Origin of the sequence: Pseudarthrobacter quantipunctorum, assembly GCF_045291495.1 — a bacterium.
GTDB classification, from domain to species: Bacteria; Actinomycetota; Actinomycetes; order Actinomycetales; family Micrococcaceae; genus Arthrobacter; species Arthrobacter quantipunctorum.
This window is the reverse complement of sequence record NZ_CP148033.1, coordinates 1,409,084-1,420,990: the sequence shown is the minus strand read 5'-3', so window position 1 is coordinate 1,420,990 and position 11,907 is coordinate 1,409,084. Positions and strand designations below refer to the sequence as shown.

Below are 11,907 nucleotides of genomic sequence, written 5' to 3'. Positions count from 1 at the left end.
GGGCAGGGGCAGCCGGTAGGCTGGATCCTGTGAAGACCAGCGCGCCCTCCTCCTCCATTGAGGACTACGTCAAGGTCATCTATTCCTTCACTGAATGGCAGGACAAACCCATCACGTCCTCCCAGCTGGCCCAGCGCCTGGGGGTGGCGAACTCATCCGTCTCAGAGATGGTCCGGAAGCTGAAGGACCAGGGCCTGGTGGACCACAAGCCGTACAGTGCCATCAGGCTCACGGACGCCGGCCTGCAGCTCGCCCTTTCCATGGTGCGCCGGCACCGCCTGATCGAGACCTACCTCGTCCAGCAGCTGGGGTACAGCTGGGACGAGGTCCACGATGAGGCCGAGTTGCTCGAGCACGCCGTGTCGGACACCTTCATAGAACGCGTAGCGGCGAAGCTGGGCAACCCCCAGCGGGATCCGCACGGTGATCCGATTCCGACGGCGGACGGCACGGTCTTTATGCCCCGCGCGCACCTCATGGGCGAGCTGGACCAGGGCCACACGGGCCGGATCACCCGGATCAGCGACGACAACCCGGACCTGCTGCGCTACCTTGCGGCCGAGGAAATAGACCTCGATGCCGAGGTGGAGGTGATGGGCCGCAGGCCGTTCGGAGGCGCCCTGATGGTGCGCGTCCGGGATTCAGGGCGTACGCGCGACTACGACCTGGCTGATGAAATCACGTCGGCGCTGTGGGTACACAGCGACCGGCCCCATCCAGGCTGCCTCCTCGGGGATGCCGGTTTGCCCAAGGCATGAGCGGGCTGAAGACTTCATGGGCACCCAGGGCTGGAGCCTGGCTGGCCGTTGCTGCCGGCGGCCTGGTGGGGACGGAACTTCGCTATGGCCTGGGGCTGGCCTTCCCTGAGTTTCCCGGATCGTTTCCCTGGACCACCCTGTGCATCAATGTGGCCGGCAGCTTTATCCTGGCCGCCCTGACCACCGCGTGGATGGCCCGCCCGCACACCCCCTTCTGGTTGCGGGCAGGGCTGGGGCCGGGTCTGCTGGGGTCGTTCACCACGTTCTCCGCTGTGGTCTTTTCATTGGACCAGCTGGTGAGGGCGGGGCAGCACGGAGTGTGGACTGCGTATCTCGCGGTGTCGCTGGTGCTGGGGCTGGCGGCGGCTGGCCTTGGGTGGCGGACAGGAAAGATTATTGGCCGCCCGTCCCGGAGCCGTCAGTGATTACCGCGGTCCTGGTGGGAGTTCTTGGGGTAACCGGTGCCCTCCTCCGCTTCGGCATTGACAGCTGGTTTGCCCACCACAGCTCCAGGCGGACTGTCCGTGCCGGCGGCCAGAACGGCCCCGCGCGGCTGCACTGGCCTTGGGCAACGCTGCTGGTGAACGTGGCAGGATGCTTCATCATCGGGGCCGCCCACGGCCTTACAGCGGACCTGGGGCTGGGGGCAGAGTGGCAGGCTGGGCTGGCTACCGGCCTGGCTGGCGGGCTTACCACCTTCAGTTCGTGGACCACGGCCACGGTGCGGCTGGTGGCAGAAGAACGCCTCGGATCTGCCGCGGCGAACGTTGCCGCCAACCTGGTCCTGGGCCTCGCTGCGGCCGCTGCAGGGATCGCCCTGGTGTCCTGGGGATAGGAAGCGCGGCCCGGGCCGGAAAGCACTGATTTGGCGGGCTCCCGTATCGTGGATAGTGATGATTAGCAGACGCGACGCGGCCATTGCCCTTGACGTACCGATGGAGATGGCACAGCGCCACGGCCTTCCGAAATGGCTGACTGAGGCGGAGCTGGGTGAGATCCTGGATAACCCTCCGCCCTGGCTGGTTCAGTCCCGTGCGAACCGGACGGGTAAGCGGCCGGTCTGGGTCCACCTCGAATGCGCCGTGTGCGGTTACGAGGAAGCTGCCCGGCCCAAGAAGTGGTGGCCCGACTTTACCTACGTGATCTGCGGCCACCACCGTCCGGACGAGGTGCCCGCTGCCCGTCCGGGCTTGGTCCGGAGCGAGTTCGACGGCGTGGGCACGCGTTTCGTGGGCATCGCGGATGTGCCTGTCCCGGACTGACTTCCTGCTGCTCCAGGCCATTACATTCGGGGCTGAAAAGGCGTAGTTTACGAGGAGGGACGCAGCCCGTCCCCTGCTGTAAGGAGCACGCCATGCCGGACAAGACACCCCACCAAAACCTGGCAAAGAAGCCGGTCAAGACCATCAAGGAAAAACGCGCCGAAAAGAAGGCGAAACACCCTGAAGCCGCCCAGGACCCGGTAGCTCACTTGAAGAAGCGCCGGTAATCCCCCCGCCGTCGGCTTGCGTTCCATTCCGGCGGCCGCTGAAGGTGACGACGGTGCCCGGTGCGGTGAAACCAACCCAGCCGCGCGCATAACCGCGTCTCCGCATATGAGTCCAGCGGGCCGTCGTCGAACTTTTCCGGAGTGGATCCGTGCTGCCGCCCTGGCCTACCTCATGGCTGTTCCGGTCGCCGCGGCTGGGGCGCCTGGATATAGGGAAACGAGCCAAGAACAGCGGCCCGTGATCCGGAGCCGCCACTCCGTCGGTAAACAGATCTTTGTGTTCCCGGGGTTGGGCCCACCTGCGCGGTGGCCGCGCGGCCGGGCATTACGCCCCCAGTTAAGCAACGAAAGACCCGGACCCAAGTGTCCGGGTCTTTCGTTGCGCCTCGCGGCGTTTTGCAAATGTGGAGATGGGGGGAATTGAACCCCCGTCCGATGTCGTGTTGTCAGGGCTTCTCCGGGCGCAGTTTGCGTCGGATTTTCTCGGCCCCAGCCATGCTGCAAACAGCTGGCTGATCCGGGCCCAGTCATCTAAAAGTCCCGTTCACCCCGATGACGGAGGTGGACAGCAGTGGCTATCTAAATGACGCCAGGATCCGGGGCGATAGCAACCTCGGGCTGACGGACTGTCTTACTGCTTAGGCAGCAAGAGCGAAGTCAGTGCGCTTAGATTCGGCACTTATTGGTTTGCAGACAGCGTTTACGAGATAATTCTGCATCCTCGGCCCGCTTCACCTGTCGCGACTAACATCGTCGAAACCGATCATCCCCATATTTTTTTATCAAACCGGCAGGCTGGCCCACCGGACTATTAATCATAACGCACCTGCGCAGAAAAACATTCCTAGCGGCGCCGGTTGCGCTCCCGCATCTCGCGCTGCGCTTCGCGGTTGTCCTGCTGCTCGCGCAGGGTCTGGCGTTTGTCGTACTCGCGCTTGCCGCGGGCCACGCCGATTTCCACCTTCGCACGGCCGTCCACGAAGTAGAGCTGCAGCGGGACGATGGTGTAGCCCGATTCGCGCACCTTGTGGGAGATCTTGATGAGTTCCTCACGGTGCAGCAGGAGCTTGCGGCGCCGGCGGGCCGCGTGGTTGGTCCAGCTTCCCTGGTTGTACTCAGGGATGTGGATGGCCTCCATCCACAGCTCGTCATTGTAGAAGGTGCAGAAGCCGTCCACCATGGAGGCATGGCCCTCACGCAGGGATTTCACTTCCGTGCCCATGAGCGCGATTCCAGCCTCGTAGGTATCCAGCACGTGGTAATCGTGCCGGGCCTTTCGGTTGGTGGCCACCACTTTACGGCCACTTTCTTTAGGCAAGGGAAAGCTCCTCCTTATAAATCGGTTGTCCTCCGGGCCAGCCGGCGCGGAGTCATACCAGTGTACGGCAGGTCAAAGAAGGTGCTACAGCAGCCTCATCGGGTCCACCGGGCTGCCGTTCAGCCAGGTTTCGAAGTGGGCGTGGCAGCCTGTGGAGTTGCCCGTGTTGCCGGAGTAGGCAATCAGTTGTCCCTGCGAGACCCGCTGGCCGTTGGAGACCACGATGCTGGCGTTGTGGTAGTAGATGGTGTTCAGGGTGTTGCCTTCGATGAGGCCGTGGGAGATTTTCACGCGCCAGCCGCCACCGTCACCGGAGTTCCAGCCGGAGCTGAAGACCTCCCCTGCTGCTGCCGCGTAGACGGGTGTGCCGCAGGCCGCGCCAAAGTCCAGCCCGGTGTGCATGTACCCGCCCTGGCCGTAGAAGTCGATGGTTCCCGGCGGGGTGGCCCGCCACCCGAAACCGGACGTAATGGGAACGCTGCCGTCAAAGGGATGCCGGAGGCCGAAGGCCGACGGCGAACCTACCGGCGGCATGAATGACTGCGCCGGCGGGGCGGGAGGCGGCGGCTGGTTTCGCGCAGCGGCTTCTGCTGCAGCAGCAGCCGCAGCCGCAGCGGCGGCTGCTTCAGCCTTCCTGCGCTGCTCTGCTTCCCAGGCTTCCCGCAGCCTGCGGTCACGCTCCTCAATCTCGGCCGCCACCGCATTCTGGCTGGCCTGGACGCCGGCCAGCTGCGACTGGATACCCGGCTTGGCAGCCTGCAGCTCCGCGTCCAGGCGGGTGGTGTCAGCGATGAGTTTATCGACCTGTTCCTTCTTCGCGGCCGCTTCGTCGCGCGCTGCTTTCTCACGCTCCAGGGCTGCATCAGCCTTGGCTTTGAGGTCCTTGATCTCGGCCTCGACGGCTTGGAGGCGCGCTTCAGAGTTCACGTTGGTGGCACTCTGCTGGGACAGTTTGTCCATGGCAGCGTTCTGGCTCCGCATGGCCTGATCCGCCAGGTCCATGGTTTCGGTCAGGCTGCCGCCGTTGTTGGACCCGAAGAAGAGGGACAGGTTGGACGGCACGCCGCCGGACTTGTAGGCCTGCGTAGCAATCTGGCCGATCAGCTTCTTGGTGTCGGCAATCTTCTGCTTGTCCGATTCGAGCTGCTGCGTGATTTTGGCCTTGTTCTGCTGGGCCATGTCAACGCGCGCAGAGAGCGCCTCGACTTCCTTGACGGCACCGGCTACACGGCCCTGCGCCTCAAGGAGCGCTTGCTGCGCACCGGGAAGTTGGCCTTGGTAGATCACGAGGTCGCCGGCTGCCTTGGCGATGCGCGAATCGACGAATTCCAGAGACTGCTGGACCCGCGAAGCCTCAGCTTCGAGGGCTTTCTGCCGGTCTTCAAGCTCGTCAGCGAAGGCCGCCGGCGTGGAGGATGCCAGGCCTGCGGCGAGGACGACGGCCAGCACACCACTCAGGAGGCTGGTGCGGGGCGCTGCACTGCGCGCGCCGTTTCGCCGGGAGGGGGAAGCGTTTTTGTCCGGTGCATTCATGGGCATTCCTTGTTTGGTTTGCATACCTAGACGCGAAGGTATCTGCGTAAGGTCAAGAGAGACGAAATTCCAGCCAAGGATGCACCAAGGATTAGCAGCGCGGGAACCAGGATCAGCGTCTGGCCGGAGGATATGAAGGCAGTGTCCGGGTACTGCTGGGACATGAATTCGCCGAGGAAGAAGTGCGCCACGGCCCAAAGCGTTGCGGACGCCAGGGCGGCGCCGATCACCGCGGCAATGACCCCCTCGAGGATAAACGGCAGCTGGATCACCGTCTTGGATGCGCCCACCAGCCGCATGATCCCCGTTTCGCGGCGGCGGCTGAACGCCGAGAGCCTAATGGTGGTGGCGATCAGCAGGATTGCGCAGACGATCATGACCCCGGCGATGCTGACTGCCACCAGGGAGGCGCCGTTCATCACCGAGAACAGGCGCTCAAGCAGCTGGCGCTGGTCGATGACCGTTTCAACTCCGGGCTGGGAGGAAAAGGTCTCGCTGATGATCTGGTACTTTTCGGGATCCTTCATGTTGATCCGGAAGGAAGCCGGCAGCTGGTCCGGGGTTACCGAGTCCACGATGGGCGAGTTGGAGAACTGGTCCTTGAAGTGGTTGTAGGCCTCCTCCTTGGACTCGAACTGGAAGTCGTTGACATATTGCGACACGGCGGGCGATTCCAGCAGTGCGTTGAGGCTGGCCTGCTGTTCGGCGGTGACCGGTCCGCTGGCGCAACCTGCCGCCGTCGAGCCCTCACTGCACAGGAAGATGGCCACCTGGACTTTGTCGTACCAGTAGCCCTTCATCTGGTTGATCTGCATCTGCAGCATGCCCGCCGCGCCCACGAAGGTGAGCGAGACGAAGGTGACCAGGATGACCGACACCACCATGGACACGTTGCGTCGGAGTCCGCTTCCGATCTCACCGAGGATGAACGCAAGCCTCATCGTTTCGCCTCTCTTTCGCCGGGAAGGCCTGATTCGGGGGTCTCCCGCCCGCTGGCATCCTTGAGCCTGCGCGACTGCCCTACTACCGGAATCATCGAGGTGTAAAGCGCCTTTGCCTCGTCACGGATCACGACGCCGTTCTTGAGTTCAACCACGCGTTTGCGCATTTCGTTGACGATGTCGTCGTCGTGCGTTGCCATGACCACGGTGGTCCCGTTTTGGTTGATCTTGTCCAGGACGCCCATGATGCCCATTGAGGTGGTGGGGTCAAGGTTTCCCGTGGGCTCGTCGGCGAGCAGGATGCCGGGACGGTTGACGACGGCGCGGGCGATGGCCACGCGCTGCTGCTCACCGCCGGAGAGCTCGTGCGGCATGCGGTGTTCTTTGCCTTCAAGGCCGACGGTCTTAAGGACCTCGGGGACGGTGTCGCGGATGACGCTGCGGCTTTTGCCGATGACCTGCATGGCGAAGGCGACGTTTGCGAAGACGTTCTTCTGGGGCAGGAGCCGGAAATCCTGGAAGACGACTCCGATTCCCCGGCGGAGCCTCGGCACGCGCCAGCTGGAGATCTTGGCGACATTCTGGCCGGCGACGTAGACGGCACCGGACGTTGCCCGGTCCTCCTTGAGGACGAGCCGGAGGAAGGTGGATTTGCCGGAGCCGGATGCACCGACCAGGAAGGCGAATTCGCCGCGGTCAATCTCAAGGTTGACAGCGTCCAGCGCGGGCCGGGCTTTCTGGTCGTAGACCTTGGTGACATTTTCGAATCGGATCATGGCCCTAAGTACCCTGCAGGGCATGGCTGATTCTGATGCAGCCCAGTTCTGCAGCCGGTGCGCGGGTTTCGTGTGGGGGAAGTAGGGCCCCGGCCCCTTGACTATACGCAGGAGTTCCCGCGTTTCACACGGCTTTCAGGAGGCGTGTCGCCGGATCTGCTGGAGCGGCGCCGCTGTGCCTCACCTACGGTGCTGCCCGCAAATGGCCGCCCTGTGGCTCCGTGAGCGGAAACGCCGCCTAAAGACCGCTCGGTTTTGCGAAGGTTCCACAAATTCCCCACAGGATCACCTGAGGTTCGTCTGGAGGACACTGGACGCCCCATAAGCTCAGATTCGAAGGCGCGAATGCATTTTCAGCACCCGCCAAGTTCTATGAGGAATCAAACATGCCTTTCGCTTCCCCTGGGCGCGGCGCCCTTGTCGTCCTCCTGATCTCAGTCGTCATTCTCATCTCAGCTCCAATGGCGGTGGCTGGGGAAATGGCGCAAGCGACTGCACGCCCTATGGCGGCGAACGAACCCGGGCGCTACCTGGTTGAGTTCGCACCGGGTGTGGATGTCCCGCGGGAAGTGCTCGCACTGCAGTCCCAGGGAATCGGTGTCAGCCGCAAGTTTGGGACAGCGCTACGCGGTGCAGCAATCAAGGCGACGGTGCGGCAAGCGGAGGCATTGGCCCGCTCAGAAAGGGTTGCTGCCGTGGAGATCGATGCACGGGTGAGCATTTCCGAAACCCAGCAACCAGCTCCATGGGGATTGGACAGGTTGGACCAGCAAAACCTTCCCTTGTCCGGCTCCTATACATTCCCCTCCGGCCAATCGGGTGTCAGGGCCTACGTTCTGGACACGGGGATCCTCGCATCCCACTCCGATTTCGGCGGGCGCGTGACTTCCGGCTGGACTGCACTGAATGACGGACGTGGAACGACCGACTGCAACGGTCATGGCACGCATGTCGCTGCAACCGTCGGCGGGCAAGTCCACGGGGTGGCCAAGTCTGCGATGCTCGTCCCGGTCCGGGTATTGGACTGCAGCGGTTCGGGATACTACTCAGATGTGATAGCCGGTCTCGACTGGGTTGCCGCCGACCACCGTGAAGGAAGCCCTGCCGTAGTCAACCTCAGCCTGGGCGGGCCGACCAGCAAAATGCTCGACGTCGCTGTCCAAAATGTCATTAACGACGGCGTCGCCGCCGTGGTGGCTGCCGGAAACTCCGCCATAGATGCCTGCAACAGTTCTCCTGCGCGGCTTCCCGCTGCCCTCAGTGTCGCGGCCAGCGATTCGTCTGACCGGCAGGCTTCCTTCTCGAACTTCGGAAGCTGCGTGGACTTGTACGCCCCGGGCGTCGGAATCAGTTCCGCTTGGCACACGTCGACAACCGCGACCGCGTCGGCGAGCGGAACCTCAATGGCGGCACCCCACGTAGCTGGGGCCGCGGTGCTCCTGCTGACCCAGGACCCCTTCCTGACGCCTGCCCAAGTAGCCGAGACAATTGTCTCTGCCGCTGTGACAGGGGTCATTGCCAGGTCCGGGGCTAACACGCCAAACCGACTGCTGCATATTCGGCCGGCCAAGACCTCGACGCCGGTTACAGCGTCCCCCTTCACCGACGTATCTACCGATCACGTGTTCTACAAAGAGATAACCTGGCTCGCCGGTAACGGGATCAGCAACGGCTGGACCGAAGCCGACGGCACAAAGACCTACCGTCCAACCCTCGCCGTGTCCCGCGAGGCCATGGCCGCCTTCATGTACCGGCTTGCAGGAAGTCCCGCGTACGTTCCACCGGCAACTTCCCCCTTCACCGACGTATCCACCGATCACGTGTTCTACAAAGAGATAACCTGGCTCGCCGGTAACGGGATCAGCAACGGCTGGACCGAAGCCGACGGCACAAAGACCTACCGTCCAACCCTCGCCGTGTCCCGCGAGGCCATGGCCGCCTTCATGTACCGGCTTGCAGGAAGTCCCGCGTACGTTCCACCGGCAACTTCCCCCTTCACCGACATATCCACCAATCACGGGTTCTACAAAGAGATAACCTGGCTCGCCGGTAACGGGATCAGCAACGGCTGGACCGAAGCCGACGGCACAAAGACCTACCGTCCAACCCTCGCCGTGTCCCGCGAGGCCATGGCCGCCTTCATGTACCGGCTTTCAGCCACTACCTCCAGCCCCTAGCCCGACCGGCGATCAGCCACCGGTCGGAGCAACCTAGGACTTGGCGGCGTTGCGGTTATCCGTGCGCCAGCGGATGCCGGCGTCGATGAAGTCGTCAATTTCGCCGTCGAACACGGCGGAGGTGTTGCCTACTTCGTGCTCGGTCCGAAGGTCCTTCACCATCTGGTAGGGGTTGAGGACGTAAGACCGCATCTGGTCCCCCCAGGAGGCCTTGACATCGCCGGCCAGTGCCTTCTTCTCGGCGTCCTCCTGCTCCTTCTTGAGTAGCAGGAGCCTGGACTGCAGCACCCGCATGGCAGCGGCGCGGTTCTGCAGCTGCGATTTTTCGTTCTGCATGGAGACCACTGTGCCGGTGGGAATGTGGGTGAGGCGGACGGCGGAGTCGGTGGTGTTGACCGACTGCCCGCCGGGCCCCGATGAGCGGAAGACATCGACCCGGATCTCGTTGTCCGGAATTTCGATGGAGTCTGTCTGCTCGATAAGCGGGATGACCTCCACGGCGGCAAAGGACGTCTGTCGCCTACCTTGGTTGTCGAAGGGGCTGATCCTGACGAGCCGGTGGGTGCCCGCCTCGACGCTGAGCGTTCCGAACGCGTATGGCGCCTTCACCTCGAAAGTTGCGGACTTCAAGCCGGCTTCTTCGGCGTACGAGGTATCCATGACTGTTGTGGGGTAGCCGTGGCGCTCCGCCCAGCGGAGGTACATGCGCATCAGCATCTCGGCGAAGTCCGCGGCGTCCACGCCACCGGCCCCTGCACGGATGGAGACGACGGCTTCCCGCTCGTCATACTCACCGGAGAGCAGGGTGACCACTTCGAGTTCCTTCAGGGCCTTCTTGATGGACTCGAGCTCTGCGGCCGCCTCGCCCATCGAATCGGCGTCGTCCTCGTCCTGTCCCAGCTCCACCAGGACTTCGAGGTCGTCGATCCGTGAGGCGAGCTTATTAAGGCGCTCGAGTTCGGACTGCTTGTGCGAGAGCTTTGACGTGATTTTTTGCGCTGCCGAGGGGTCGTCCCACAGGTCCGGCTCGCCTGCCCGCTCGCTCAATTCGGCTATGTCTTCCTTAAGCGCGTCGACATCAGAGACCCGCTCAATGGAGTCGTAGGTGGCGCGAAGGGCGCGGATTTCAGCGGAAAAATCAATATTGGCCATGGTTGTTTAAGCCTACGCTATCCGGCAAAGCCTGCGGCATGGACTGGTTTTGCTGCCTTCCGGGGCTTGGGCAAGAGGCCAGCCGGTACCGGCCATGTGGCCCCGCCGGGGATCGGTCAGCGCGTCAGCCGTGAGCGTGCCGTTGACGTCGCTTCGATCCTTATGCCGTCCGGCACCAGGAAGTTAACCACCGGAGGGTGGACAGCGGCTGTCAGCACCACGACGGCGGTGGAACCATCGGGGCTGCCCGTTGCCCCGGCGACGGCGAGTCCGCTGAATCGCTGGGCAGCAGGGCTCCTTGAGACGAAGTCCGCCGCGACGTTCCTGACCCGTGCCGGGTTCAGTGTTGCAGAAGGACTCCCCCCTTGCGCGTCCACGTCGCCCAGGGTGTAGCTGTCCGCTGCCGCCAGGGAGGCGCCGTCAGCGAGCGAAAGCAGCCGCTTGTGTTCCAGGTACACGGAGGAAATGCCGATTACCACAGTGGCGACCAGCAGAGCCAAGGTCACGTAGCCGAGGATCATGACCATCATCTGGCCGTCTTCATGGTTGGTCCTGGCGGTCATCGGAATCTGCCCACCAATTGTGTTGCGGAGGCCTCAACCTCGCTTGCGGCCAACCGGAAGTCACTGTTGAAGGGCGCAAACGGCAGGGGCACCGACAGGCTCACCGTGATGGTCACCGCTGAGCCTGGAGCTTGGCAGTCTGCGGGGTCGCACGTCGTTGAGATGCTTGCCTTGTCCGGCTGGTGGCCGAAGTCGGCAAGGGCGATAGACACCGCTTGTTCGGCGGCAGCCTGGGCCGTCGGTTGGTCAGGCTGGGCGACGTAGACCTTGGCTGCCTGGTCCGCTGCTCCCACCACGGCAAAAGAGCCGCCCTGGATTTGCCCCACGGTAATGACAAAGTAAACCAGCGGGACCATAAGCAGGAGGGCAAGAAAAGTGAACTCCACAACGGCACTCCCCTGCTCGTGTTCTGCCCTGCCTTTCTGGCCATTGCCTGCTGATTGCGGCCTCAGGCACAGTGCTTGGACCAGCCTGCGTTTCAGGAACAGCGCACAGAGCCTACGGCTGCACGGCTGCATGGCCTTTCACCTCCAGCATGTCCCGGGGACCGATAAGCCCGATGACCGGCATCGGCGCCCGCACTGTCACTTCCAGGGTTCGGAGGCCTTGAACGGTCACTTCGCTGGTGCTCACCTGTTCGGCAAATCCGGCATTCAGCGCTGAGCCGATCAGGCTGCGTGTCCGCTCTTCGGCGTCGGCTGGTCCCCTGTCCGCGAGGGTGCCGTACCTGGCGCCGGAGGCCGCAGCATCGATCAACGTGTTGCGGACGTGCAGGATCAAGGTCAGCTGGATGATGGCCAGGAAGAACATCGTGAGGAGTCCACCCACCAGGACAAAATCCACCACCGCCGAACCCTGCTCCCGCGCCGCGGGCAAGCCGCGAACCCTGCAGGCCTGGCTTGGCGGGCGGGAGGACCTCGACACGGGCTAGCTTCCGACCGTATCCATCGCCTGGTTGAACATCGACTCCAGCGCCGGTCCGGCAAGCGCCAGCAGCGCCGCCACCAGCACAGCCGACATCAGGGTGATCATGACCCATCCAGGCACATCTCCCCTTTCATTGTGGTTGTCATTGTGGTTCCCACCGCGACGGACTCCCGCGCAAAGGGCAGTGCCCAGGGCGGTGTTCACAACAAGGAGCAGGGATGCCCAGCGAGTTCCCATCATTTTCATTTCCCGTCCTATTCCTGGTTCGGTTCT

At 63.3% G+C, this 11,907-nt stretch carries 15 protein-coding genes and 1 other RNA gene; 6 read left to right on the top strand and 10 right to left on the bottom strand.

Going from position 1 to position 11,907, the window contains the following annotated elements:
• The first annotated feature begins 29 nt into the window (after nt 1–29).
• From WHH00_RS06510 to WHH00_RS06490, 5 genes are all read left to right on the top strand, one after another.
• The gene (locus tag WHH00_RS06510) at nt 30–758 is read left to right on the top strand and encodes a metal-dependent transcriptional regulator (protein ID WP_406637476.1); all 729 of its coding nucleotides are present in this window, start codon (nt 30–32) and stop codon (nt 756–758) included.
• On the top strand, nt 755–1,183 hold the full coding sequence (locus tag WHH00_RS06505) for a CrcB family protein (protein ID WP_231455089.1): 429 nt from the start codon (nt 755–757) through the stop codon (nt 1,181–1,183). Before WHH00_RS06510 ends, WHH00_RS06505 begins: the two co-directional genes overlap by 4 nt.
• Nucleotides 1,180–1,593, top strand: a complete 414-nt coding sequence (locus tag WHH00_RS06500) for a fluoride efflux transporter FluC (protein ID WP_406637474.1) — start codon at nt 1,180–1,182, stop codon at nt 1,591–1,593. Before WHH00_RS06505 ends, WHH00_RS06500 begins: the two co-directional genes overlap by 4 nt.
• A gap of 58 nt (nt 1,594–1,651) precedes the next feature.
• A complete protein-coding gene (locus tag WHH00_RS06495; RefSeq protein ID WP_406637473.1) occupies nt 1,652–2,020 on the top strand; it encodes a hypothetical protein in 369 nt (122 codons plus the stop codon).
• A gap of 92 nt (nt 2,021–2,112) precedes the next feature.
• Nucleotides 2,113–2,247 (top strand): hypothetical protein, encoded by a 135-nt coding sequence (locus tag WHH00_RS06490; RefSeq protein ID WP_281359112.1) that lies wholly within the window; start codon nt 2,113–2,115, stop codon nt 2,245–2,247.
• A gap of 402 nt (nt 2,248–2,649) precedes the next feature.
• Here the strand turns inward: WHH00_RS06490 and ssrA are convergent.
• From ssrA to ftsE, 5 genes are all read right to left on the bottom strand, one after another.
• Nucleotides 2,650–3,018, bottom strand: a transfer-messenger RNA (tmRNA) gene (gene ssrA, locus WHH00_RS06485).
• 73 nt (nt 3,019–3,091) lie between these two features.
• Entirely contained in the window at nt 3,092–3,565 is a 474-nt protein-coding gene (gene smpB, locus WHH00_RS06480) for an SsrA-binding protein SmpB (protein ID WP_050054575.1), read from the bottom strand.
• A gap of 84 nt (nt 3,566–3,649) precedes the next feature.
• On the bottom strand, nt 3,650–5,098 hold the full coding sequence (locus WHH00_RS06475) for a peptidoglycan DD-metalloendopeptidase family protein (protein ID WP_406637470.1): 1,449 nt from the start codon (nt 5,096–5,098) through the stop codon (nt 3,650–3,652).
• A gap of 26 nt (nt 5,099–5,124) precedes the next feature.
• Nucleotides 5,125–6,039: a permease-like cell division protein FtsX gene (gene ftsX / locus WHH00_RS06470; RefSeq protein WP_310111008.1), complete on the bottom strand. Its 915-nt coding sequence runs from the start codon at nt 6,037–6,039 to the stop codon at nt 5,125–5,127.
• Nucleotides 6,036–6,815, bottom strand: coding sequence for a cell division ATP-binding protein FtsE (gene ftsE, locus WHH00_RS06465; protein WP_406637467.1), 780 nt, complete (start codon nt 6,813–6,815; stop codon nt 6,036–6,038). The genes ftsX and ftsE overlap by 4 nt, the downstream gene beginning before the upstream one ends.
• A gap of 461 nt (nt 6,816–7,276) precedes the next feature.
• Here ftsE and WHH00_RS06460 point away from each other — a divergent pair, with 461 nt between their 5' ends.
• Nucleotides 7,277–8,992 (top strand): S8 family serine peptidase, encoded by a 1,716-nt coding sequence (locus WHH00_RS06460; protein ID WP_406638517.1) that lies wholly within the window; start codon nt 7,277–7,279, stop codon nt 8,990–8,992.
• A gap of 33 nt (nt 8,993–9,025) precedes the next feature.
• Here the strand turns inward: WHH00_RS06460 and prfB are convergent, their stop codons facing one another.
• From prfB to WHH00_RS06435, 5 genes are all read right to left on the bottom strand, one after another.
• Nucleotides 9,026–10,144, bottom strand: coding sequence for a peptide chain release factor 2 (prfB, locus tag WHH00_RS06455; protein WP_363937853.1), 1,119 nt, complete (start codon nt 10,142–10,144; stop codon nt 9,026–9,028).
• Between the two features lie 116 nt (nt 10,145–10,260).
• Nucleotides 10,261–10,707, bottom strand: coding sequence for a pilus assembly protein TadG-related protein (locus WHH00_RS06450; RefSeq protein WP_231455628.1), 447 nt, complete (start codon nt 10,705–10,707; stop codon nt 10,261–10,263).
• Nucleotides 10,704–11,093, bottom strand: a complete 390-nt coding sequence (locus WHH00_RS06445) for a hypothetical protein (RefSeq protein ID WP_406637465.1) — start codon at nt 11,091–11,093, stop codon at nt 10,704–10,706. The genes WHH00_RS06450 and WHH00_RS06445 overlap by 4 nt, the downstream gene beginning before the upstream one ends.
• Nucleotides 11,094–11,205: 112 nt before the next feature.
• Nucleotides 11,206–11,583: a TadE/TadG family type IV pilus assembly protein gene (locus WHH00_RS06440; RefSeq protein WP_406637463.1), complete on the bottom strand. Its 378-nt coding sequence runs from the start codon at nt 11,581–11,583 to the stop codon at nt 11,206–11,208.
• A 51-nt stretch (nt 11,584–11,634) separates the two neighbouring features.
• Entirely contained in the window at nt 11,635–11,880 is a 246-nt protein-coding gene (locus WHH00_RS06435) for a hypothetical protein (protein ID WP_231455632.1), read from the bottom strand.
• Nucleotides 11,881–11,907 lie beyond the last annotated feature (27 nt).